Here is a 23,882-nt window from a genome sequence, read left to right on the forward strand (position 1 = left end):
ACAGGTATTGCGATAGAGCAATCCAGTTGCCAGGAGATTCAATTGAACACCCTTTTTATGCACTGCCGCCCGGGTTTTGAAGGCGAGGTCTGTTCCGAGATCGCGGAACATGCCGCGCGCCTGAACGTTTCCGGCTACGCCAAGGCCAAGACCGGCAGCGCTTGCGCCGAATTTGTCTGCACTGAAGAAGACGGCGCGCAACGCCTGATGCACGGCCAGCGCTTCGCCGAGCTGATCTTCCCCAGGCAATGGGCGCGCGGGGTGTTCATCGACCTGCCGGAAACCGACCGCATCAGCGTGATCCTCGCCCACCTGCGCGAATTCCCGGTGTGCGGCAGCCTGTGGCTGGAGATGGTCGATACCAACGACGGTAAGGAACTGTCGAACTTCTGCAAGAAATTCGAGGTTCACCTGCGCAAAGCCTTGCTCAACGCCGGCAGGCTGATGGACGACCCGAGCAAGCCGCGCCTGCTGCTGACGTTCAAGAGCGGCCGCGAAGTGTTCATGGGCCTGGCCGAATCGAACAATTCAGCGATGTGGCCCATGGGTATCCCGCGTTTGAAGTTCCCGCGTGAAGCCCCAAGCCGCTCGACCTTGAAGCTGGAAGAGGCGTGGCACCACTTTATTCCTCGCGAGCAGTGGGACGAGCGCCTGCATGGCGACATGACCGGTGTCGACCTCGGTGCGGCCCCCGGCGGCTGGACGTGGCAGCTGGTCAACCGGGGCATGCTGGTGACCGCCATTGACAACGGCCCCATGGCCGAAAGCCTGATGGACACCGGCCTGGTGCAGCATTTGATGGCCGACGGCTTTACCTTCGTGCCCAAGCAGCCGGTGGACTGGATGGTCTGCGATATTGTCGAGAAGCCGGCGCGCAACGCGGCATTGCTGGAAACCTGGATCGGCGAGGGGTATTGCCGCGAGGCGGTGGTCAACCTCAAGCTGCCGATGAAGCAGCGGTATGCCGAAGTGAAGCGTCTGCTGGAGCGGATCGAGGATGGCTTCAAGGCACGCGGCATTCGGGTGGAGATCGGCTGCAAGCAGCTGTACCACGACCGCGAAGAAGTCACCTGCCATCTACGCCGGCTGGTGGACGTCAAGAAATCGAGAAAGCACTGATCTCACTGTCAGGAGTGAACTATGAGCGTTGATTTACCCGTCGATGGCACCCTCGACGCCACCGGCCTCAATTGCCCGGAGCCGGTGATGATGCTGCACCAGCACATCCGCGACCTGCCTGCGGGCGGCCTGCTCAAGGTGATCGCGACCGACCCGTCGACCCGCCGCGATATTCCCAAATTCTGCGTGTTCCTTGAGCATGAACTTGTCAGTCAACAGGAAGACGCCGGCACGTACCTTTACTGGATCCGCAAGAAAGCCGATTGACCGCCGAACCCTTGTAGGAGCGAGCTTGCTCGCGAAAAACGCTAACGATCAAGCAGCGCTTCTGGTTTAACGCGGCGCTCTCAGGTTTTTCGCGAGCAAGCTCGCTCCTACAGGGCGCGCGTGAGCGCCTTGTCAGCGTGGATACGCCGGCGTGCACTGCGCGCCAGGCGTACCAGCAACATGCCTGCCGCGCAGCTCAGCCCGACGATCAGGCCTTGCCACAAGCCGCTTGGGCCGCTGGGTTCGCCCAGCCAGTCGGTCAGCCCCAGGGCATACCCCACCGGCAAGCCCACGCCCCAGTAGGCGAACAGGGTCAGCAGCATAGTGACCCGGGTGTCTTGATAGCCGCGCAGCGCGCCGGCGGCGGTCACCTGGATCGAGTCGGAAAACTGGAACAACGCCGAGAACACGATCAGCATCGATGCCAGGTGAATGACCACCGGGTCGGGGGTGTAGATCGCCGCAATCTGCTCGCGAAACACCAGCATCAGGCTGCAGGACAGGCAGGCATAGGCCAGCGCGGTGCCCATGCCAACCCCGGCGGCGAAGCGGGCTTCACGCGGCTCGCCACGGCCCAGGGCCTGGCCGACGCGCACGGTGACGGCCATGCTCAGGGAGTAGGGGATCATGAACACCAGGGAACTGACATTCAGCGCGATCTGATGGCCGGACACCACGGTAGCCCCCAGGCTGCCCAGCAGCAGGGCGATCACCGCGAAGATGCTCGACTCGGCAAAGATCGCCACGCCAATCGGCAGGCCAATCCCTAATACACGCTTGATCACCGCCCATTGTGGCCAGTCGAAGCGCTTGAACAATTCGCTGCTCTGGTAGGCCGGGCCCCAGCGGGTCCAGCCGGCCAAGCCGAGCATCATCACCCACATCGCAATCGCCGTGGCCCAGCCGCAGCCTACGCCGCCCATGGCCGGCAGGCCGAGATGGCCGTAGATGAAGATGTAGTTCAGCGGAATGTTCAGTGCCAACCCGCACAAGCCCATGACCATGCTCGGCCGCGTACGGCCCATGCCGTCGCTGAAGCAGCGAAACACGTAATACAGCGCAATGGCCGGCATGCCGGCGGCGATGCCATGCAGGTAGCCCATGGACGGCTCGATCAGGGCCGGCTCGACCTTCATCGCATGCAACACCGGCTCGGCGCACAGCAACAGCAGCGCACCCGCGATGCCGACCACCACGGCCAGCCACAGAGACTGGCGCACCAATGGCCCGATTTCGCTGTACTTGCCTGCGCCGTAGCGCTGCGCGACTTTCGGCGTGGTAGCCAGCAGAGTGCCAGTCATCAACAGGTAGACCGGGATCCAGATCGAGTTACCCAGGCCAACCGCCGCCAGGTCCTGGGGGCTGACACGTCCGGCCATCACCGCATCGACAAAGCTCATCGCGGTGGTTGCCAGTTGGCCGATGATAATCGGCAGGGCCAGCGTCAGCAGGTCGCGCACTTCCCGGCTGATGCGGGCGGGGCGGGTGAGGGTAGCGGTGGCAGTGTTCACGTACAGGTGTCCAATAAAAAAAAGGCAGTCGCAAGGACGGCGGATTCTACGCTTTGACGCAACGGTCAGGAAAAAACCTGTGTTGGGGATTTGTAAACGATCGACTAAACACACCAATCCCTGTGGGAGGGGGCTTGGCCCCGATAGCAATGGCTCAGTCACAGATGCATCAACTGACCCACCGCCATCGGGAGCAAGCCCCCTCGCACATGGGACCCCTGCAAGCCTGTACACTGCTGATCCGCCAAAGGAGCCTGCCATGCTGATTGTTGCCGACGAAAATATTCCGCTGCTCGATGCATTCTTCCAGGGGTTTGGCGAGATTCGCCGCGTGCCCGGCCGTTCCATTGACCGCGCCACGGTCGAGCAGGCCGATGTGCTGCTGGTACGCTCGGTGACCAACGTCAACCGGGCCTTGCTCGAGGGCACCAAGGTGGGGTTTGTCGGCACCTGCACCATCGGCACCGATCATCTGGACCTCGATTACTTCCGGCAGGCTGGTATCCAGTGGTCCAGCGCACCCGGCTGTAATGCCCGGGGCGTAGTGGATTATGTGCTGGGCAGCTTGCAGACCCTGGCCGAAATCGAAGGCGCCGACCTCAGCCGACGCACCTATGGCATCGTTGGCGCCGGCGAGGTCGGCGGGCGGCTGGTCCAGGTGCTCAAGGGCCTGGGCTGGAACGTGCTGGTGTGTGATCCGCCACGGCAGATCGCCGAAGACGCTGATTACGTGAGCCTGCAGCAGATCATCGAGCAATGCGATGTCATCAGCTTGCACACGCCGCTGACCAAGTCCGGCAATGGCTCCACCTGGCATCTGTTCGATCGCCAGCGCCTTGCGCAGCTCAAGCCCGGCACCTGGCTGATCAACGCCAGCCGAGGCGCGGTGGTGGACAACGCTGCGCTGCGCGACGTGTTGCTGGAGCGCGAAGACCTGCAAGCCGTGCTGGACGTGTGGGAAGGCGAGCCGCAGGTGGATGCCGACCTGGCTGACCTGTGCGTGCTGGCCACGCCGCATATCGCCGGCTACAGCCTCGACGGCAAGCAGCGCGGCACGGCGCAGATCTACCAGGCGTTCTGTGCGCACCTGGGCCAGGAACCGAGCATTCATTTGCGCGACCTGCTGCCGCAACCGTGGCTGGCCGAGGTGCACTTGAACGCGTCGACCGACCCGGCCTGGGCGCTGGCGACCTTGTGCCGCAGTGTGTACGACCCGCGCCGGGACGATGCGGATTTGCGTCGTAGCCTTGTAGGAACGGTAGAAGAGCAGCGCAAGGCATTCGACCTGTTGCGCAAGCATTACCCGGAGCGTCGTGAGATTGACGGCTTGAAGGTGCGCATCAACGGTGAGTCGGCCGTGTTATCGAACATCGTGACCGCACTGGGCGCGGTCTGCGTTTAAACACCCAATAAAAAACCCGGCCACCTGGGCCGGGTTTGCAAGAGCGTCGGCGCTTCAGCCTTGCTGTGCAGGCTTGACCAGGCGCTGTTCCAGTTCGCTGCAGGCTTGCTGGATCATTTCTTCGGTAATCTGCACTTCGCGGCCCTTGGCATCGATGTACGAGCAAGGCAGCTCCTGCGGTTGGCGGATCACTTCAATTTTGGCATCGCTGCTGTTTTGCAAGGTCATGGCCTGTCTCCTCATCAGGTTGTGTACCTATTTTAATTCCCCCGCGTGACCGAGCTATTACAACTCCTTACACGATCATCGGTTCGAACACTCAGTCCACCAGAAACCGGCACATATTTCCAGATCAGTCTTAGACCGATAGCCTCTAGGGGCTTGCATCGGCGGGCATAATTAACCTGACTCATTGCTATTTGCCCAAGTTCCCCCAATGTTGATCAATAGTCTCCTCATTGGTGAAGCCCTAAATGTTCTCAGTCCGACAACGCCGCGCGATTCGCCTGGCCAGCCGCTTCATTGCGCCCTACCGCTGGCAGGCGCTGGGTGCCCTGCTGGCGCTGATCGTTACCGCTGGCATCACCTTGTCCATGGGGCAGGGTATCCGCCTGCTGGTCGACCAGGGTTTCATGACCCAGTCACCGCACCTGCTCAACCAGTCCATCGCGCTGTTCATGGTGCTGGTAGTGGGCCTGGCGGTGGGCACGTTCACGCGCTTTTACCTGGTGTCGTGGATCGGCGAGCGGGTGGTGGCGGATATTCGCCGGCAGGTGTTCAACCACCTGATCTATCTGCATCCGGGCTTTTACGAGAACAACCGCAGCTCGGAAATCCAGTCACGCCTGACCACCGACACCACGCTGCTGCAATCGGTGATCGGCTCATCGCTGTCGCTGTTCCTGCGCAATGCCCTGATGGTCATCGGCGGTATCGTGTTGTTGTTCATCACCAACCCCAAGCTCACCAGCATTGTCGTGGTGGCGTTGCCCTTGGTGCTGGCGCCGATCCTGATCTTTGGCCGACGTGTGCGCAGCCTGTCGCGGCAGAGCCAGGACCGCATCGCCGATGTCGGCAGCTATGTGTCCGAGACCCTGGGCCAGATCAAGACCGTGCAGGCCTATAACCACCAGGTGCAGGACGAACAGCGTTTCGCCCTCACCGTGGAAGAAGCGTTCACCACTGCCCGCAAACGCATCCTGCAACGTTCCTGGCTGATTACCCTGGTGATCATGCTGGTGCTCGGTGCCGTGGGCGTGATGTTGTGGGTCGGCGGGATGGACGTGATCAGCGGGCGCATTTCCGGCGGTGAGCTGGCGGCGTTCGTGTTCTACAGCCTGATCGTCGGCAGCGCTGTCGGCACCTTGAGTGAAGTGCTTGGCGAGCTGCAGCGGGCCGCCGGTGCGGCGGAGCGGATTGGCGAACTGTTGCAGTCGAGCAACGACATCCAGGCGCCGGCCAGCGGTGGCCTACGGCTGCCGGAACGGGTCAGCGGGCGCATGGAGCTGCAGGACCTGCGCTTTTCCTACCCGTCACGGCCAGACAGCTACGCCATCGACGGCCTGAACCTGAGCGTCAACCCTGGCGAAACCCTGGCCTTGGTGGGGCCTTCCGGCGCAGGCAAATCGACGCTCTTCGACTTGCTGCTGCGCTTCTACGACCCCCAGCACGGCCGCATCCTGCTCGAAGGGCAGCCGCTGACCGCACTCGACCCGCTGGACCTGCGCCGCCACTTCGCGCTGGTATCCCAGAGCCCGGCGCTGTTTTTTGGCAGCATCGAAGACAACATCCGCTACGGTAACCCGACGGCCACCCGCGAGCAGGTCGAAGCCGCAGCCCGCATCGCCCATGCCCATGACTTCATCCTGCAAATGCCCGATGGCTACCAGACCCACCTCGGCGACGGTGGCCTGGGCCTCTCCGGGGGGCAGCGGCAACGCCTGGCCATCGCCCGCGCGTTGCTGGTAGACGCACCCATCCTGCTGCTGGACGAAGCCACCAGCGCCCTCGATGCCCAGAGCGAACACCTGATCCAACAAGCCCTGCCGCAATTGATGCAGGGCCGCACCACCCTGGTGATTGCGCACCGCCTGGCCACGGTGAAGAACGCCGACCGGATCGCGGTGATGGACCAGGGCAAGCTGGTAGCCGTGGGCACGCATCAGCAGTTGATTGCGAGCAATCCGCTGTATGCGCGGTTGGCGGCGTTGCAGTTCAGTGAGGGTATGGAAGTGCAATGAAGCTGCGGTATGGCTACGCCTTAGGGCATCATGTGGTTTTTCGATAATGATCTGGATGAGGATATGAGCCGTTATCAACCTCCGTTGACGCTGACGACAAAGATGCTGGCCCTGGTGGCCGATATCAGTGAGCAAATCGGCCAGCTCTCAGTCGGTGACGATAGCCGCCAGACGCCTCAGTTGAGGCGCGATAACAGGATTCGTACTATTCAGGCTTCGCTCGCCATCGAGAACAATACGCTCAGCATCGAGCAGGTCACCGCTGTCCTGGAGGGGAAGCGGGTATTGGGACTGCCACGGGAAATCCAGGAAGTGCGCAACGCGTTTGCAGCCTATGAGGCGATGCCGCAATGGACGCCGAGCGATCGTGCCGACCTGCTGAAAGCCCACGAACTGCTGATGTTCGGACTGATAGACGATGCCGGACGGCTTCGCCAATCAGGCGTCGGCATTTATCGTGGCGAACAACTGGTGCATATGGCGCCGCCTGCGAGCCGCGTGGCGCACCTCATTGATGACTTGCTGCAATGGCAGTCAGTTTCAGATTGGCACCCTTTGATCGCCAGTTGCGTATTCCATTATGAATTCGAGTTCATCCATCCATTTGCAGACGGTAATGGGCGCATGGGGCGGCTCTGGCAAACGTTGATACTCAGCCAGTGGCGCCCGGTGCTGGCTTACCTGCCAGTGGAAGCAGTCATCCGGGATCAGCAGGATGCCTACTATGCGGCGCTTTCGGCGGCGGATCAGCAGGCAGAAGCGACACCTTTTGTAGAGTTCATGTTGCAAGCCCTGAATCTGGCGTTGGCCGAGGCGGTGTAACAACTTCATAAAAAAAAATGCCCGCATAGCGCGGGCATTTTCTTGTCGCTTCAAACTTAGCGCTTGAAGCTCCCTCCCTTACTGATCATCAAAATACCGCTCATGCCAATCCACCAACGGCTGCGGTGAGTTGAGCTTCTGCCCGTAGATCACCGAATAAGACAGCACGTTCTGCACATACTGACGGGTCTCGTCGAACGGGATGCTTTCCACCCACACGTCGAAACTCAGGTGATCCGCACCGCGTAGCCATTGACGCACGCGGCCGGGGCCGGCGTTGTAGGCGGCGGAGGCGAGCACGCGATTGCCGTTGAATTGGCTGTGCACCTGGCTCAGGTAGGCGGCGCCGAGCTGGATGTTTTTGTCCGGGTCCAGTACCTGGGCCGGGGAGGCCAGGGGAATGCTGAACTTGCGCGCGGTTTCCTTGGCCGTACCGGGCATCAGCTGCATCAAGCCGCTGGCGCCGACGCCGGAGCGGGCGTCGTCCATGAAGGCGCTTTCCTGGCGGGTAATCGCGAACACCCAGCTTGAATGCAGGCCGCGCACCTTGGCTTCGCGCACCAGGGTGTCGCGGTGGGCCATCGGGAAGCGGATGTCCAGGTCGTCCCAATACTGCGCCTGGCTGATCGTGCGGATCGCCGGGAAGTACCACTTCATGTCGTAGGCCAGCTTCGCCTGCGCGACCATCTCGTCACGGTTGAAGTGACGGCTGACGTGGTACCACTCGCGACGGCCATCGACGATCTGGCCACGGGCATAGAACTCCAGGGCCCGGCGCACGCCTGGGGTATTGCGCACTTTATTGACCAGCGCCTGGCTCATCACCAGCGGCTTGTTGTTCAGTTGGTAAGGGGTCTTGGAACGGTCCGCGGCGAGGAAGCCGTAGAAATCGCGCTCCTTGGCCACGTTTTTATACAGCACCAACGCCTGCGGGTTTTTCGGTTCGGCCAATTCCAGGCTGCGTGCCTGCCAGTAGCGCCAGCGGTTGGTGGTGGCCAGATCCTGCGGCAGCTTGCGGGTCAACTGGTACGCATCTTCCCAGCGCGCCAGGCGCAACAGCAGGCGCAGGCGCCACTCGGAGACGGTGTTGTCGCGCAGCTCCGGATCGTACTTGGTCATCACGTCCAAGGCGCGAGGATCGTACCGGCGTGCCAGGGTCAGGCCGATTTCCCGGGCGATCGAGACTTTTTCGTCACGGGAGAAGTGCATGCTGCTGGCGTAGCCGTCCAGCAGGGCCATGGCCTTGTCCGGGTCCTGGCGTGCGAGGCGACGCAGGCCCAGGCCTACGGCGTCAGACATGGCCTCGGTGGCCGGCAGAAAGCGCGACGGGTCGCTGAGCATATCGGGCTTTTGCGCCACGTCGATCATCAGGCGGCCTTGTGCGCCGAGCGTTGGCAGGGTTTTCACCAGGCTGTTGGCCAGCGCGTAGTTGCGCGCTTCGGCGGCGAGCTTGGCGCGGTCCCAGATTTTTTGTTCGGTCAACTGTCCGTCTGCTGCCCACTGGCCAAAGGTCGCATCACAGGCCGCCGGTTGGGTTTTACCGGTCATCCACAACTTTTCGGTGGTCTTGTAGCCTTCGGCCTTGAGGTTGTGGGTCAGTTGGAACTGGCCGTGCAGGCAGTCCAGCTCGACGAAATTGAGCTTGGCATCGTAGTACTTTTCAAAGGTCTGCCAGTCACCCCGTTCGGCCAGCCAGCGTAACCAGCGCAGCTTCATCCAGTTGGCCTGGGGCAGGTCGCCATTTTTGGCGAGGAACTGTTCGATTTCCTGGTTGCTCGCGGTTTTAAGACGCGCGGTCAGTTCGTCATAGGCCAGGTACGGCGTCAGCGGGTAGTCGGCCAAGGCCTGGCTGTATTGCATGTACGGGCCGCTGTCACCCTTGGCCAGGGCGCGTTTGGCTTCATCGTAATATTGACGTTGGGTGGTGAGGTCCACGGCCTGGGCAGATTGAACGGCGGTGGCGGAGAGAAGCAGGCAGGATAAAAAGTTGAAAAGGCGACTGCGCATGAGACGTCCGTGCAGAGAAATCACGACTAGCACCGGCACCGCCGACACTGATTGCCCCTAGCTTAGCCTTTTGCCAGCGGCCGGCGAAAGCTTTGCCGGCCGGTTGGTTCAAGTTCGCGGCAAATGTCCTGCTGAACGTGTCGGCAGCGAAAATGCTGGCCGCATCCCACCCTCAACTCAGGTAGAATGCGCGCCCAGTTTTTGGAGAAGTGTATGACCCTGCTCAAATTCAGCGATGTGTCCCTTGCTTTCGGCGCTATGCCGTTGTTGGACAAGGTGTCCTGGCAGATCGCCCGTGGTGAGCGGGTGTGCATCATCGGCCGCAACGGCACCGGCAAGTCCAGCATGATGAAGCTGGTAAAAGGCGACCAGAAGCCCGATGAAGGCTCTGTCTGGCGTGCCCCAGGCCTCAAGATCGGCGAATTGCCGCAGGAATTGCCGGTAGCCGACGAGCGGACAGTGTTCGACGTGGTTGCCGAAGGCCTGGACGGCGTTGGCGAATTGCTTGCGCAATACCATCACCTGGCGCAGAACTGCGTCACCGAAGCCGACCTGGACAAGCTGATGCACGTCCAGCAAGACCTCGAAGCCCGTGACGGCTGGCGCCTGCAGCAACTGGTGGACAGCACCCTGAGCCGACTGCAATTGCCCGCCGACAAGACCCTCGCCCAATTGTCCGGCGGCTGGCGTCGGCGCGTGCTGCTGGCCCAGGCGTTGGTGTCCGAGCCGGATCTGCTGCTGCTCGACGAACCGACCAACCACCTGGACATCGGCGCTATCGCCTGGCTCGAAGAAGCCCTCAAGGATTTCCAGGGCGCCGTGCTGTTCATCACGCACGACCGGTCCTTCCTGCAGAACCTGGCTACGCGCATCCTGGAACTGGACCGCGGTGGCCTGATCGACTGGAACGGCGACTACGCCAGCTTCCTGGTGCACAAGGAAGCTGCACTCTCGGCTGAAGAGACCGCCAACGCCCTGTTCGACAAGAAGCTGGCCCAGGAAGAAGTCTGGATCCGCCAGGGTATCAAGGCGCGCCGCACCCGTAACGAAGGCCGCGTGCGTGCGTTGAAAGCGCTGCGGGTTGAGCGCAGCGAACGGCGTGAACGCACCGGCAAGGCCAATATCCAGCTCGATACCGCCGACAAGTCGGGCAAGCAGGTAATGGTGCTGGAGAACGTCAGCTTCCATCATCCGGACGGCCCGTTCCTGATCAAGGACTTCTCCATGGTCCTGGCGCGCGGTGACCGTATCGGCCTGCTGGGCGCCAACGGTACCGGCAAGACTACCTTGCTCAAGCTGATGCTCGGCGGTCTGCAGCCGACCAACGGCACGGTGGAAGAGGGCACTCGCATCGACGTGGCCTACTTCGATCAGCTGCGCCACCAGTTGGACCTGGAAAAAACCGTGATCGACAACGTTGCCGAAGGCCGCGACTTTATCGACATCGACGGCCAGAGCCGCCACGTACTCAGCTATCTGGGCGACTTCCTGTTCAGCCCGCAACGTGCGCGTACACCGGTGAAAGCCTTGTCCGGTGGCGAGCGTGCGCGCCTGCTGCTGGCCAAGCTGTTCAGCAAACCGGCGAACCTGCTGGTGCTCGATGAACCGACCAACGACCTCGACGTGGAAACCCTCGAACTGCTGGAAGAGGTCTTGCTGACCTTCAACGGCACCGTACTGATGGTCAGCCACGACCGGGCATTCCTCGACAACGTGGTCACCAGTACCCTGGTCTTCGAAGGCGAAGGCAAGGTGCGCGAGTACGTCGGTGGTTATCAGGACTGGCTGCGCCAGGGCGGCTCGCCGCGCCTGCTGGGCGTAACCGAGAGCAAGTCCGGCAAGGCCGACTTGACCTCCGCAGTCGTCGCGCCCGTGGCCGCTGCTGCCCCGGCACCGGAAGCTGCACCCTCTGCGAAGAAAAAACTCAGCTACAAGCTGCAGCGCGAGCTGGAAGCGTTGCCGGGCGATATCGACGCCAAGGAACAACAGATCGCCGCGGTGGAAGCACAAATGGCTGACGCGGGTTTCTACCAGCGTCCGGCGGCAGAGACTGCCGAGGTTATCGCTTCCCTGGAGAAACTGAATCAGGAGCTGGAAGTGCTGGTTGAGCGTTGGGCCGAGCTGGATGGCTGAGTGACCGTCGCGCAATGAAAAAAGCCCGGCGCTCTTTTATGAGCGCCGGGCTTTTTTATATGAAATGCGGTCAACATGTGGGAGGGGGCTTGCTCCCGATAGCGGTGTATCAGTCACCAGATGTATAAACTGACAGACTGCTATCGGGGGCAAGCCCCCTCCCACATTTGGTCCTCATAGGGCTTAAGAGGATTTGACCAGCTTCACCGCCAATACATCGCACGGCGCACCATGCAGTACATCATTGGCAGTAGAACCCAGCAACAACGCCAAACCGTGACGACCATGGCTACCCACCACGATCAAGTCGCAAGCCTTTTCCTTGGCCAAGTGGTGGATTTCCTGGCGCGGTTGGCCGTATGTCAGGTGGCAGTCTTCCTTTTTCAGGTGCGGGTATTTGAGAATCAAACGATCCAGGCGCTCCTTGGCCTGGTCAAATTGTTGTTGCTGCAACTGGGAAAGGTCCATCGGCACGTCACCGCCAAAGGCCATGGCCATGGGCTCGACGATATGCACCAACGACAGTATGGCGCCATTGGCCAATGCAGATTCCTGCGCGCGCTTGATCACTGGATCGCACTCTTCGGTCAGGTCGACGGCGACCAGAATATGTTCGTAGGGCATGGGGCGTTCCTCCAGGGGACTGCAATAAATTCAGTATGGCTGCTTTCAAGCGGATGCGGTTGCTTCAGGTCAAATCCGCTCATCTAGAAATTCGGGAGTACACATATGACGGTCTGGATAGTGGTGTCAATCCTTGTGGTGGTCCTGAGCCCTCTGGCATGGCTGCGCCCGTCGCGCCATCAGAGCGGGCGCATGGCCCTGCGCATGGAGGCGCGCCGCATCGGGCTGGCCATGCAGCTGGCGCCCCAGGAGTGGCCACACTGGCTCAAGCAAGAGCCGCCGAGCCCCTGCGCGCAGTATTGCCGGCCACGACGCGGCAGCACGCCGGCCCTCTGGAGTTACTGGCAGTTGGAGCCGGGGGTGTGGGTCAATCAATGGCGCGAGGTCTGCGTGGATGAAAGGTTGTTGCCGTATTTTTCGACGCTGCCGGCCAACGTGTACAAGATCGAGGCCGACAAGCAAATGATCGCCTTGTATTGGGGCGAGAAGGGCGAGGCGAGCGTGTTGAAGGATATTGATGCGCTGCTCAAGGCATTGGCCTGACGCCGCGCGCTCCTACAAAACAGGCAATAAAAAGCCCGACATATCATCGGGCTGGAGTTGGCCAGGCAGGCCGGTAAATTCATTTGAGGCATTTGGGTTGCAGCTAGCCTAGCCGCATATCCCATTGCGTACAGCCTTTTCCGACGACTTTTCTATTATTGATCCTGTGAATATTCCAATATTGACGGGTAGCGAGCGGGTGGCCGAGGTTCTGAAATGACTGGAAAGTCGCATTTTTCCTAGCCTTTGGAGCGATTGACAATTGCTCGGAATTGGATGAAGGTGGCGTACCCAAATCAAACGGGCGTATGAATTGAGCGTTTGTCCTACAGGCGACTCTGACATAACCCCGACTATCGCACTGGCGGGTGTGCCTGGCGGATTGGCGTGAGCATTGATGCAGTTGTCAATGTCCAACCAGAGGCCAGCGTCCGGTGTGTACTGTTCAGCTTCCATATCGTGGAGATCAGTTGATGATTTACGAAGGTAAAGCCATCACGGTTAAGGCTCTTGAAAGTGGCATCGTCGAATTGAAATTCGACCTCAAGGGTGAGTCCGTCAACAAGTTCAACCGTCTAACCCTGAACGAACTGCGTCAGGCCGTAGACACCATCAAAGCAGATGCTTCGGTCAAGGGCGTGATCGTCTCCAGCGGCAAGGACGTGTTCATCGTCGGCGCTGACATCACCGAATTCGTCGACAACTTCAAGCTGCCCGATGCCGAGCTGGTGGCTGGCAACCTCGAAGCCAACAAGATTTTCAGCGATTTCGAAGACCTCAACGTACCCACCGTTGCTGCGATCAACGGTATCGCCCTGGGCGGCGGCCTGGAAATGTGCCTGGCGGCAGACTTTCGTGTCATGTCCGCTACCGCCAAGATCGGTCTGCCTGAAGTCAAGCTGGGCATCTACCCGGGCTTTGGCGGCACCGTGCGCCTGCCGCGCCTGATCGGTGCCGACAACGCCATCGAATGGATTGCCGCCGGCAAGGAAAACCGTGCTGAAGACGCGCTGAAAGTCGGTGCCGTCGATGCGGTGGTTGCCCCGGACAAACTGGCCGAAGCCGCGCTGAACCTGATCAAGGGCGCCATCAGCGGCGAATTCGACTACAAGGCCAAGCGTCAACCCAAGCTCGAAAAGCTCAAGCTCAACGCCATCGAACAAATGATGTCGTTCGAAACCGCCAAAGGTTTCGTGGCAGGCCAAGCCGGCCCGAATTACCCGGCACCGGTCGAAGCGATCAAGACCATCCAGAAGGCCGCGAACTTCGGTCGCGACAAAGCCCTGGAAGTGGAAGCGGCAGGCTTCGTCAAATTGGCGAAAACCTCGGCTGCACAGAGCCTGATCGGCTTGTTCCTGAACGATCAGGAACTGAAGAAAAAGGCCAAGGCCTACGACGAAATCGCCAAGGACGTGAAACAGGCCGCCGTATTGGGCGCCGGTATCATGGGCGGCGGCATCGCTTACCAGTCGGCGTCCAAAGGCACGCCGATCCTGATGAAAGACATCAACGAGCACGGCATCGAGCAGGGCCTGGCGGAAGCCGCCAAACTGCTGGTGGGCCGCGTCGATAAAGGTCGTATGACCGCTGCGAAAATGGCTGAAGTGCTTAACGGCATTCGTCCTACGCTGTCCTACGGCGATTTCGGCCACGTCGACCTGGTCGTCGAAGCCGTTGTCGAGAACCCGAAGGTCAAGCAAGCGGTATTGGCTGAAGTCGAAGCCCAGGTCAAAGACGACACCATCCTGGCTTCCAACACCTCGACCATTTCCATCAGCTTGCTGGCCAAGGCCCTCAAGCGTCCGGAAAACTTCGTCGGCATGCACTTCTTCAACCCGGTGCACATGATGCCGCTGGTGGAAGTGATCCGTGGCGAGAAGTCCAGCGAGCTGGCCATTGCCACCACCGTTGCCTACGCCAAGAAAATGGGCAAGAACCCGATCGTGGTCAATGACTGCCCGGGCTTTTTGGTCAACCGCGTACTGTTCCCGTACTTCGGCGGTTTCGCCAAACTGGTCAGCGCCGGTGTGGACTTCGTGCGCATCGACAAAGTCATGGAAAAATTCGGCTGGCCAATGGGCCCTGCGTACCTGATGGACGTGGTCGGCATCGACACCGGCCACCATGGTCGCGACGTCATGGCTGAAGGCTTCCCGGACCGTATGAAAGACGACCGCCGCTCGGCGATCGACGCACTCTACGAAGCCAAGCGCCTGGGCCAGAAGAACGGCAAGGGCTTCTACGCCTACGAGGCCGACAAGAAGGGCAAGCAGAAGAAAGTGGCCGACCCGTCGGTGCACGAAGTACTCGCCCCCGTCATCTACGAGCAGCGTGAGGTGTCCGATGAGGACATCATCAACTGGATGATGATCGCCCTGTGCCTGGAAACCGTACGTTGCCTGGAAGACGGCATCGTCGAGACCGCCGCCGAAGCCGATATGGGCCTGGTGTACGGTATTGGTTTCCCTCCGTTCCGTGGTGGTGCGCTGCGTTACATCGACTCGATCGGTGTGGCCGAGTTCGTTGCCCTGGCTGACAAATACGCTGATCTGGGCCCGCTGTACCACCCGACCGCGAAGCTGCGTGAAATGGCCAAGAATGGCCAGAGCTTCTTCGGTTAAGCGCCCAATCGACTAGAGCGAGAATATTTATGAGCTTGAATCCAAGAGACGTCGTGATCGTCGACTTCGGTCGTACGCCGATGGGCCGCTCCAAGGGCGGCATGCACCGCAACACCCGTGCCGAAGACATGTCGGCGCACCTGATCAGCAAGCTGCTGGAACGCAACGTCAAGGTTGACCCGAACGAAGTCGAAGACGTGATCTGGGGCTGTGTGAACCAGACCCTGGAGCAGGGCTGGAACATCGCGCGCATGGCCTCCTTGATGACCCAGATCCCGCACACCGCGGCCGGCCAGACCGTGAGCCGCCTGTGCGGTTCGTCGATGAGCGCGCTGCATACTGCCGCCCAGGCGATCATGACCGGTAACGGTGATGTGTTCGTGGTCGGCGGCGTGGAGCACATGGGCCACGTCAGCATGATGCACGGCGTCGACCCTAACCCGCATATGTCGCTGTACGCGGCAAAAGCCTCGGGCATGATGGGCCTGACCGCAGAAATGCTCGGCAAGATGCACGGCATTACCCGCGAAGCCCAGGACGCGTTCGGCCTGCGCTCCCACCAACTCGCCCACAAGGCGACCGTGGAAGGCAAGTTCAAGGATGAAATCATCCCGATGAACGGCTACGATGAGAACGGTTTCCTGAAACTGTTCGACTACGACGAAACCATTCGTCCGGACACCACCCTGGAAAGCCTGGCGGCGCTCAAGCCGGCCTTCAATCCCAAGGGTGGCACCGTGACTGCCGGTACGTCGTCGCAAATCACCGACGGTGCTTCGTGCATGATCGTGATGTCGGCGCAGCGTGCCCAGGACCTGGGAATCCAGCCGCTGGCGGTGATCCGCTCGATGGCCGTGGCGGGTGTGGACCCGGCGATCATGGGCTATGGTCCAGTACCGGCCACACAAAAAGCCTTGAAGCGCGCGGGCCTGACCATCTCCGATATCGACTTCTTCGAGCTCAACGAAGCTTTCGCCGCACAGGCCCTGCCAGTGCTGAAAGATCTGAAAGTACTCGACAAGATGAATGAGAAGGTTAACCTGCACGGCGGCGCGATTGCCCTGGGCCACCCATTCGGTTGCTCCGGTGCCCGCATCTCCGGCACATTGCTGAACGTGATGAAGCAAAATGGCGGTAACCTTGGGGTTGCAACCATGTGCATTGGCCTCGGCCAAGGCATTACCACCGTCTTCGAACGCGTCTAAGCGTTGGGTTGACGGAAGCCGGGGCCCAGTGCCCCGGCTTTTGTTTTTTGGAATTTTTAATTTTTTTTCAATAAATTTTGTAAGAGGGCCAGAGCATGAAAGTCGAACCCGGGCTCTACCAGCATTACAAGGGGCCGCAGTACCGCGTTTTCAGCCTGGCGCAGCACTCCGAGACCGAAGAAGAAATGGTGTTCTACCAAGCACTGTATGGCGATTACGGCTTTTGGGTACGCCCGTTGAGCATGTTCCTGGAGACCGTCGAGGTTGACGGCGAGCAGGTCCCGCGCTTTGCTTTGGTCCAGGCCGAACCCAGTCTTTTTAAAGGGCAATAACGGCGGGTCGGGCAAAATGCTGCGCTTGACCTCACCTTGTTGCCACTATATATAGCGTTGCCGCGACAGGCGCCAACTGCCTTTCACTTCTCGAATTCAGGAATTTTCCGATCCATGGGCAAATCGCTGGTCATTGTGGAATCCCCGGCTAAGGCCAAGACCATCAACAAGTACTTGGGCAACGAGTACGTGGTGAAGTCGAGTATCGGCCATATCCGAGACCTGCCCACCAGCGGTTCGGCTAGCGCCAGCAAGGAGCCTGCCGCCAAGCGCGGCAAGGCGGCCGCGGGCGAAGGTCCGGTGCTCACGCCTAAAGAGAAAGCGCGCAAGCAGCTGGTCTCCCGCATGGGTGTGGACCCGGATCATGGCTGGAAGGCCAAGTACGAAATCCTTCCGGGCAAGGAAAAGGTCATCGAAGAGCTGCGCCGGCTCGCCAAAGATGCCGACACCATCTATCTCGCGACGGACTTGGACCGCGAAGGGGAAGCCATTGCCTGGCACCTGCGCGAAGCCATCGGCGGTGATGACAGCCGCTACAAGCGCGTGGTGTTCAACGAAATCACCAAGAAAGCCATCCAGGAAGCCTTCTCCAAGCCGGGCGAGCTGGACATCGACCGCGTCAACGCCCAGCAGGCGCGGCGCTTCCTCGACCGCGTCGTGGGCTACATGGTCTCGCCGCTGCTGTGGGCAAAAATCGCCCGTGGCCTGTCCGCCGGCCGTGTGCAGTCGGTGGCGGTGAAGCTGGTGGTGGAGCGTGAGCGCGAGATTCGTGCGTTCAATCCCGAAGAATATTGGGAAGTCCACGCTGACCTCGGCACTGCCAAGGGCAACAACGTGCGCTTTGAAGTGGCCCGCGAAAAAGGCGAGGCCTTCAAGCCGCTGAACGAAGCCCAGGCCATGGCCGCGCTGGAGAAGCTCAAGGCCTCCAGCTACAGCATCGTCAAGCGCGAAGACAAGCCGACCAGCAGCAAGCCGTCGGCGCCGTTCATCACCTCCACCCTGCAGCAGGCCGCGAGCAACCGCCTGGGCTTCGGTGTGAAGAAAACCATGATGATGGCCCAGCGTCTGTACGAAGCCGGCTACATCACTTACATGCGTACCGACTCCACCAACCTGTCGCAAGACGCGGTGGCGATGGCGCGTACTTATATTGAAAGCGAGTTCGGCAAGAAGTACCTGCCGGAAAAGCCAAACGTCTACAGCAGCAAAGAGGGCGCCCAGGAGGCTCACGAAGCGATTCGTCCTTCCGACGCCAACACCGAGCCGAGCAAGCTGAGCGGCATGGAACGCGACGCCGAGCGCCTCTACGAGCTGATCTGGCGCCAGTTCCTGGCCTGCCAGATGTTGCCTGCGCAATACCTGTCCACCACCGTCAGCGTGGGGGCGGGCGACTTTGAGCTGCGCGCCAAGGGCCGGATCCTCAAGTTCGACGGTTATACCCGTGTAATGCCGCAAATCGCCAAGCCTGGCGACGACGATGTGCTGCCGGACATGGCCCAGGGCGATACGTTGAAGCTGATCAAGCTCGACCCGTCCCAGCACTTCACCAAGCCGCCGGCGCGTTATTCGGAAGCCAGCCTGGTAAAAGAGATGGAGAAACGCGGCATCGGTCGTCCTTCGACCTATGCGGCGATCATCTCCACCATCCAGGACCGTGGCTACGTGGCGCTGCACAACCGCCGCTTCTATTCGGAAAAAATGGGTGACATCGTCACCGAGCGTCTGTCCGAAAGTTTCTCCAACCTGATGGACTACGGCTTCACCGCCGGCATGGAAGAGAACCTCGATGACGTGGCCCAGGGCGAACGCGACTGGAAGAGCGTGCTGGACGAGTTCTACGGCGACTTCAAGAAAAAACTCGAAGTGGCCGAGAGCCCTGAGAGCGGCATGCGTGCCAACCAGCCAGTCATGACCGACATTCCGTGCCTCACCTGCGGCCGGCCGATGCAGATTCGTACAGCGTCCACCGGCGTGTTCCTGGGGTGCTCGGGCTACAGCCTGCCGCCCAAAGAGCGCTGCAAGGCCACCGTCAACCTGGTGCCGGGCGATGAAATCGCGGCGGATGACGAGGGTGAATCCGAGTCGCTGGTGTTGCGTGGCAAGCACCGTTGCCCGATCTGCAGCACGGCGATGGACGCTTACCTGCTGGATGAAAAGCATAAGCTGCATATCTGCGGTAACAACCCGGATTGCAACGGTTACGAGATTGAAGAGGGCACCTACCGCATCAAGGGCTACGAAGGTCCGAGCCTGGAGTGCGACAAGTGCGGCAGCGAGATGCAGCTCAAGACCGGTCGTTTCGGCAAGTTCTTCGGTTGCACCAACCCGACCTGCAAGAACACCCGCAAACTGCTGAAGAGCGGTGACGCGGCGCCGCCGAAGATGGACCCGGTGAAGATGCCTGAGCTCAAGTGCGAGAAGGTCAACGACACCTACATCCTGCGCGACGGCGCTTCGGGCTTGTTCCTGGCAGCCAGCCAGTTCCCGAAAAACCGCGAGACCCGTGCCCCGCTGGTGCTGGAAATCGTACCGCACAAGGATGAGATCGATCCGAAGTACCACTTCCTGTGTGAAGCGCCGAAGAAGGACCCGGATGGTCGCCCAGCCGTGATCCGCTATAGCCGCAAAACCAAGGAGCAGTACGTGCAGACCGAAGTCGACGGCAAGCCTACCGGCTGGAAGGCGTTCTACGACGGCGGCAAGTGGAAGGTCGAGGACAAGCGTCAGGGCGCTTGATAGTCCAATGTGGGAGGGGGCTTGCTCCCGATAGCGATGTATCAGTCAACATACCTATGACTGATGCATCGCCATCGGGAGCAAGCCCCCTCCCACATTTGGATCTGCCTCATGGCACTTGCAGTTAACGATGACGCGAGAAATCTGATACACAGTGGTGCTCTCAAGTTTTTCGCGAGCAAGCTCGCTCCTACACAGCCAGCATCACGCCTCATTCGTTGTGGAGATTGCCGTCATGGCCAACGAACTCTATACCCGTACCAACCAGAAAATTTACTTCGCGGGGTTATCCCTGGAAGCCCTTGGTCGTGCCGAGGCGGGCAAGGAGATGAATGCCATCGCGCTGGTCCAGGCGGGGCGTGAAGCCGCTCTGTTTCACCTGTATGGCGCCTTGCTGGGGCTATGCCATGAAATCGCCGGGTTCTACCGCTTGCCCCAGGCCGGTTCGCCCCGCGCGGAAATGATCATGGCCCGAGACGTGTTGGAAACCATGGCTATCCCGGAATTGGCCGAACTGGTGGAAATGGCCCAGAGCCCGGACAGTTGGGTAGCCCGCCTGCTCAAGGCGCACGCCGACATGTTCCAGCCGCCCCGCGTTCCCCATGTACCCAAGGGTGATGTGACGCAGCCATTGATCGTGGCGGTTGCATTGGAGGCGGATGAGCCCAAGCCTTTGAGCCGTGAAGAGCTGGAAAGCTGGCGTCAGGAACTGAAAAAGCTGGCGTTGCGCTTTCGCGAAGGTTTGAGCGAGTGCTGAGCGGGCACGCCTGCACGCGACAACACTGATATAATCCCGCGCTTTCGTGGAGAACAGACTTTTATGCCAACGTCCTTTCTGGAAATTGTTGAACTGCCTGACGGCCGAATCGAGCTGCGTCGGGCCGAGGACGAAGGTTCTCTGGTCATTCTGGACTTTTCCGAAGACGCAAAAGCGTTCCTGCAAGGCCAGCATGTGGAAGTGGCTAAAGCGATGTTGAGCGTTGGCGTGCAAATGGCCGGTCGCCTGGCTGAAGGCGAGCCGGAGAAGGAAGATGGCCCAAAGGTTCTTCACTGAGCCCTGGGTAACCCGCTCACTTCTTACCCCAGTCGAATATTCAAGCTCTGCGCATCGCCCGTGTGCGCGGCGCTGATCAGCTGCTGCTTGGCCGTTGCATTCAACGGGTTCAGCCAGCTCACCACCGTATGGCTACGGCCCAGGCGCAAGGCTTCGCAGGTCAACTGCTGGGCACTTTGCGTGCCCCGTGGCTGCAGCAACAGAATACGCTCACGGTTGAGGCCGGCATCCCGCAGCCAAGCCTGGGTCAGGCTGGCGGGCGGGGCGATCAGCGTCAACCAGCGCGCGTCCTGCTCCTCACTGAGTTCGCGCAGGATCGGCGCCAGCAGGCTCAAGCAGCTCCCGGCAGCCCCACGCAACGACAATTCACTGAATACCTCAGGTTCGCAGCTCCACGGCGCTTCGACCGTTTCCTTGAGGATGGGCGCAAGGGGTTGAGCCATAAAGGCCTCGAACAGCGACAGTTGTGTGTGTTGTGGGGTGTGCACGAGCTGCATGATGTCTCCTTTAGCGGCGAATGACGCCGACACTCAAGCCTTCGATCACCAGGTCCTGGTCTTTGAGGTTCACTTCAATCGGCGCGAACTCCGGGTTCTCGGCCAGGAGCCAGACCTTGCTGCCTTCACGCTTGAAGCGCTTGACGGTGACCTCATCGCCGATCCGCGCCACGACGATCTGGCCATTGCGGGCTTCGCGGGTGGTGTGAACGGCCAGCAGGTCGCCGTCGAAAATACCCACGTCCTTCATGCTCATGCCGTGCACCCGCAACAGGTAATCGGCGCGCGGATGAAAGAAGGTCGGGTTGATGTTGCAAGATTCCTCGACGTGCTGTTGCGCCAGGATCGGCGCACCCGCGGCCACTCGACCGATGATCGGCAGTGTCGATTCGTCGGCCTTGGCTTCGAAGCCAGGGATGCGAATACCGCGCGAAGCCCCAGGGGTCATCTCGATCGCGCCTTTGCGCGCGAGGGCCTTGAGGTGTTCCTCGGCAGCGTTGGGAGACTTGAAACCCAGCTCCAGCGCAATTTCGGCGCGTGTCGGTGGGTAACCGTTGTCATCAAGGCAGCGCTTGATAAAAGCCAGAATCTCAGCTTGGCGTGGCGTCAGTTTTAGCATGTTGATCGCTCTGTCTTTTTATACAGTGACTGGGATTATATACAGTGAACGGCGCTTGGCAATGATCCTTTTGAACGGCTCCGCTGGACGGTCATCCATCATCCGTACTGCGGGGCAGAGGTAGCGCTGCCTACAGGCCATGAAAGATGTGATTAAATAGCGACGAATTAGATGACTGCCCGGCCGGAAAACGGACACGCAGGCTTGACAAGACATACCCTGAAACGTATGTTTCAAACAAGTGTTTGTCAGGCGGAGTAGCCATGGCCCAGTCGGAAACCGTTGAACGCATTCTCGATGCTGCCGAGCAATTGTTCGCGGAAAAAGGATTTGCTGAAACTTCATTGCGGCTGATCACCAGCAAGGCTGGGGTTAACCTCGCCGCCGTGAACTACCATTTCGGCTCAAAAAAAGCCCTGATCCAGGCGGTGTTCTCGCGCTTCCTGGGGCCGTTCTGTGCCAGTCTTGACCGCGAGCTGGAGCGTCGCCAGGCCAAGGCGGATAACAAGCCAAGCCTGGAAGAGCTTTTGGAAATCCTGGTCGAGCAAGCCCTGGTGGTTCAGCCGCGCAGCGGTAACGACCTGTCTATTTTCATGCGTCTATTGGGGCTGGCGTTCAGCCAGAGCCAGGGGCACCTGCGTCGTTACCTGGAAGACATGTACGGCAAGGTGTTTCGTCGCTATATGTTGTTGGTCAATGAAGCTGCCCCGCGTATTCCACCGATCGAGCTGTTCTGGCGTGTGCACTTCATGCTCGGCGCCGCGGCCTTCAGCATGTCCGGGATCAAGGCGCTGCGCGCGATTGCCGAGACCGATTTCGGCGTCAACACCTCCATCGAGCAGGTGATGCGCCTGATGGTGCCGTTCCTCGCCGCTGGCATGCGCGCCGAAACCGGTGTGACCGATCAGGCGATGGCGGTGGCTCAACTGCGCCCGCGCAGCAAGTCCACACCCAGCCTCGCCAAGGTTTGACCGCTGCGGGTGTGCGCGGCCGCTTGCATCCGCTAAGCTAGCCGCCATGCCGATTTCAGCTATTTACGCGCAACCCGTCGTGCTTACCGTAACCGGTAGGGATGACGGGTTGTGCGCGTTATTTAAGGAAGGTTTATGACTGCTGCCCTGCAAGGTTCTTTGATGGTCGACGTTGCCGGTACCTGGCTGACGGCCGAGGACCGCCATCTGTTGCGCCAACCTGAAGTGGGCGGCTTGATCATCTTTGCGCGCAATATCGAACACCCGCGCCAGGTCCGCGAATTGAGCGCGGCGATTCGTGCGGTGCGCCCGGACCTGCTGCTGGCGGTTGACCAGGAAGGCGGCCGGGTGCAGCGTCTGCGCCAGGGGTTCGTGCGCTTGCCGGCCATGCGCGCGCTGGCGGATAACCCCAACGCCGAGTACCTGGCCGAACAATGTGGCTGGATCATGGCCACCGAAGTACTCGCCGTGGGCCTGGACCTCAGCTTCGCTCCAGTGCTCGACCTGGATTACCAGCGCAGCGCCGTGGTCGGCACCCGCTCGTTCGAAGGCGACCCCGAGCGCGCCGCCGTACTCGCCGGTGCCTTTATCCGCGGCATGAACAGCGCGGGCATGGCCGCCACCGGCAAGCACTTTCCGGGTCACGGTTGGGCCGAGGCCGATTCCCACGTCGCGATTCCCAACGACGAGCGCAGCCTGGAACAGATTCGCGCCAATGACTTGGTGCCTTTCGCACGCCTGAGCAAGCAATTGGCCGCCGTGATGCCCGCGCATGTGATCTACCCGCAAGTGGACAGCCAGCCCGCCGGCTTCTCACGCCGCTGGTTGCAGGACATCCTGCGCGGTGAGCTGCAGTTCGACGGGGTGATTTTCAGTGATGACCTGTCCATGGCCGGTGCCCATGTGGTGGGTGATGCGGCCAGTCGGATCGAGGCGGCACTCACTGCTGGTTGTGACATGGGGCTGGTGTGCAATGACCGCGCGGCTGCCGAGCTTGCACTGACTGCAGCCCAGCGGATGAAGGTCACACCTTCGGCTCGCATTGCGCGTATGCGGGGGCATGCAAGTGCCTCGACTGACTACAAACAGGATCCGCGCTGGCTGGCAGCCCTTGGAGCGTTGCGAGACGCTCAGCTGATTGAATAAGAAGCTTGATGTAGGTAGCGTTTGAGTGCGGCT

The 23,882-nt window shown here is 60.6% G+C and carries 20 protein-coding genes and 1 pseudogene; 15 read left to right on the top strand and 6 right to left on the bottom strand.

What is annotated here, in order from left to right; genetic code table 11:
• Positions 1 to 42 precede the first annotated feature (42 nt).
• On the top strand, positions 43 to 1,119 hold the full coding sequence (gene rlmM, locus C4J88_RS07365) for a 23S rRNA (cytidine(2498)-2'-O)-methyltransferase RlmM (protein ID WP_124406594.1): 1,077 nt from the start codon (positions 43 to 45) through the stop codon (positions 1,117 to 1,119).
• Positions 1,120 to 1,140: 21 nt separating this feature from the next.
• Positions 1,141 to 1,386 (top strand): sulfurtransferase TusA, encoded by a 246-nt coding sequence (gene tusA, locus C4J88_RS07370; protein ID WP_124406595.1) that lies wholly within the window; start codon positions 1,141 to 1,143, stop codon positions 1,384 to 1,386.
• A gap of 107 nt (positions 1,387 to 1,493) precedes the next feature.
• Here tusA and C4J88_RS07375 read toward each other — a convergent pair whose 3' ends face one another.
• Positions 1,494 to 2,897 (bottom strand): MATE family efflux transporter, encoded by a 1,404-nt coding sequence (locus C4J88_RS07375; RefSeq protein WP_124406596.1) that lies wholly within the window; start codon positions 2,895 to 2,897, stop codon positions 1,494 to 1,496.
• A 259-nt stretch (positions 2,898 to 3,156) separates the two neighbouring features.
• Here C4J88_RS07375 and pdxB point away from each other — a divergent pair, with 259 nt between their 5' ends.
• A complete protein-coding gene (pdxB, locus tag C4J88_RS07380; RefSeq protein WP_124406597.1) occupies positions 3,157 to 4,299 on the top strand; it encodes a 4-phosphoerythronate dehydrogenase PdxB in 1,143 nt (380 codons plus the stop codon).
• A gap of 54 nt (positions 4,300 to 4,353) precedes the next feature.
• On the opposite strand, the gene C4J88_RS27375 is transcribed toward pdxB, so the two are convergent.
• The gene (locus tag C4J88_RS27375) at positions 4,354 to 4,527 is read right to left on the bottom strand and encodes a PA1571 family protein (RefSeq protein ID WP_164485237.1); all 174 of its coding nucleotides are present in this window, start codon (positions 4,525 to 4,527) and stop codon (positions 4,354 to 4,356) included.
• Positions 4,528 to 4,772: 245 nt separating this feature from the next.
• Between C4J88_RS27375 and C4J88_RS07385 the strand changes: the two genes are divergently transcribed.
• Together C4J88_RS07385 and C4J88_RS07390 are read left to right on the top strand one after the other, a co-directional pair.
• Positions 4,773 to 6,539: an ABC transporter transmembrane domain-containing protein gene (locus tag C4J88_RS07385; RefSeq protein WP_124406598.1), complete on the top strand. Its 1,767-nt coding sequence runs from the start codon at positions 4,773 to 4,775 to the stop codon at positions 6,537 to 6,539.
• Between the two features lie 63 nt (positions 6,540 to 6,602).
• Positions 6,603 to 7,358 (top strand): annotated as a pseudogene (locus C4J88_RS07390) (Fic family protein); the annotation flags it as partial.
• A gap of 81 nt (positions 7,359 to 7,439) precedes the next feature.
• On the opposite strand, the gene C4J88_RS07395 reads toward C4J88_RS07390, so the two are convergent.
• A complete protein-coding gene (locus tag C4J88_RS07395; RefSeq protein ID WP_124406599.1) occupies positions 7,440 to 9,368 on the bottom strand; it encodes a transglycosylase SLT domain-containing protein in 1,929 nt (642 codons plus the stop codon).
• A gap of 213 nt (positions 9,369 to 9,581) precedes the next feature.
• Here C4J88_RS07395 and C4J88_RS07400 point away from each other — a divergent pair, with 213 nt between their 5' ends.
• The gene (locus C4J88_RS07400) at positions 9,582 to 11,501 is read left to right on the top strand and encodes an ATP-binding cassette domain-containing protein (protein WP_124406600.1); all 1,920 of its coding nucleotides are present in this window, start codon (positions 9,582 to 9,584) and stop codon (positions 11,499 to 11,501) included.
• 183 nt (positions 11,502 to 11,684) lie between these two features.
• On the opposite strand, the gene C4J88_RS07405 is transcribed toward C4J88_RS07400, so the two are convergent.
• The gene (locus C4J88_RS07405) at positions 11,685 to 12,125 is read right to left on the bottom strand and encodes a universal stress protein (RefSeq protein ID WP_057704695.1); all 441 of its coding nucleotides are present in this window, start codon (positions 12,123 to 12,125) and stop codon (positions 11,685 to 11,687) included.
• 105 nt (positions 12,126 to 12,230) lie between these two features.
• On the opposite strand from C4J88_RS07405, the gene C4J88_RS07410 reads away from it, so the two are divergent.
• The 7 genes from C4J88_RS07410 (at position 12,231) to C4J88_RS07440 (ending at position 20,616) form a co-directional block, all read left to right on the top strand.
• Positions 12,231 to 12,668 (top strand): hypothetical protein, encoded by a 438-nt coding sequence (locus C4J88_RS07410; RefSeq protein ID WP_124370031.1) that lies wholly within the window; start codon positions 12,231 to 12,233, stop codon positions 12,666 to 12,668.
• A gap of 473 nt (positions 12,669 to 13,141) precedes the next feature.
• On the top strand, positions 13,142 to 15,289 hold the full coding sequence (gene fadB, locus C4J88_RS07415; RefSeq protein WP_124370032.1) for a fatty acid oxidation complex subunit alpha FadB: 2,148 nt from the start codon (positions 13,142 to 13,144) through the stop codon (positions 15,287 to 15,289).
• A gap of 29 nt (positions 15,290 to 15,318) precedes the next feature.
• On the top strand, positions 15,319 to 16,494 hold the full coding sequence (gene fadA / locus C4J88_RS07420; RefSeq protein ID WP_124361793.1) for an acetyl-CoA C-acyltransferase FadA: 1,176 nt from the start codon (positions 15,319 to 15,321) through the stop codon (positions 16,492 to 16,494).
• A 95-nt stretch (positions 16,495 to 16,589) separates the two neighbouring features.
• Positions 16,590 to 16,826 (top strand): DUF1653 domain-containing protein, encoded by a 237-nt coding sequence (locus C4J88_RS07425; protein WP_124366268.1) that lies wholly within the window; start codon positions 16,590 to 16,592, stop codon positions 16,824 to 16,826.
• Positions 16,827 to 16,940: 114 nt separating this feature from the next.
• On the top strand, positions 16,941 to 19,562 hold the full coding sequence (gene topA, locus C4J88_RS07430; RefSeq protein WP_124366269.1) for a type I DNA topoisomerase: 2,622 nt from the start codon (positions 16,941 to 16,943) through the stop codon (positions 19,560 to 19,562).
• A gap of 235 nt (positions 19,563 to 19,797) precedes the next feature.
• Positions 19,798 to 20,319, top strand: coding sequence for a DUF6586 family protein (locus C4J88_RS07435; RefSeq protein WP_124361796.1), 522 nt, complete (start codon positions 19,798 to 19,800; stop codon positions 20,317 to 20,319).
• A gap of 63 nt (positions 20,320 to 20,382) precedes the next feature.
• Positions 20,383 to 20,616 (top strand): hypothetical protein, encoded by a 234-nt coding sequence (locus tag C4J88_RS07440; protein WP_124361797.1) that lies wholly within the window; start codon positions 20,383 to 20,385, stop codon positions 20,614 to 20,616.
• A 23-nt stretch (positions 20,617 to 20,639) separates the two neighbouring features.
• On the opposite strand, the gene sulA is transcribed toward C4J88_RS07440, so the two are convergent.
• Together sulA and lexA are read right to left on the bottom strand one after the other, a co-directional pair.
• On the bottom strand, positions 20,640 to 21,113 hold the full coding sequence (gene sulA, locus C4J88_RS07445; protein WP_124366271.1) for an SOS-induced cell division inhibitor SulA: 474 nt from the start codon (positions 21,111 to 21,113) through the stop codon (positions 20,640 to 20,642).
• 10 nt (positions 21,114 to 21,123) lie between these two features.
• On the bottom strand, positions 21,124 to 21,732 hold the full coding sequence (lexA, locus tag C4J88_RS07450) for a transcriptional repressor LexA (protein WP_003172575.1): 609 nt from the start codon (positions 21,730 to 21,732) through the stop codon (positions 21,124 to 21,126).
• Between the two features lie 263 nt (positions 21,733 to 21,995).
• Between lexA and C4J88_RS07455 the strand changes: the two genes are divergently transcribed.
• Entirely contained in the window at positions 21,996 to 22,703 is a 708-nt protein-coding gene (locus C4J88_RS07455; protein WP_124370034.1) for a TetR/AcrR family transcriptional regulator, read from the top strand.
• A gap of 135 nt (positions 22,704 to 22,838) precedes the next feature.
• Complete coding sequence (gene nagZ, locus C4J88_RS07460; RefSeq protein WP_124406601.1) at positions 22,839 to 23,849, top strand: beta-N-acetylhexosaminidase; 1,011 nt, start codon at positions 22,839 to 22,841, stop codon at positions 23,847 to 23,849.
• Positions 23,850 to 23,882: the final 33 nt, after the last annotated feature.

This window comes from Pseudomonas sp. R4-39-08, assembly GCF_003852275.1.
In the GTDB taxonomy this organism is placed as follows: domain Bacteria; phylum Pseudomonadota; class Gammaproteobacteria; order Pseudomonadales; family Pseudomonadaceae; genus Aquipseudomonas.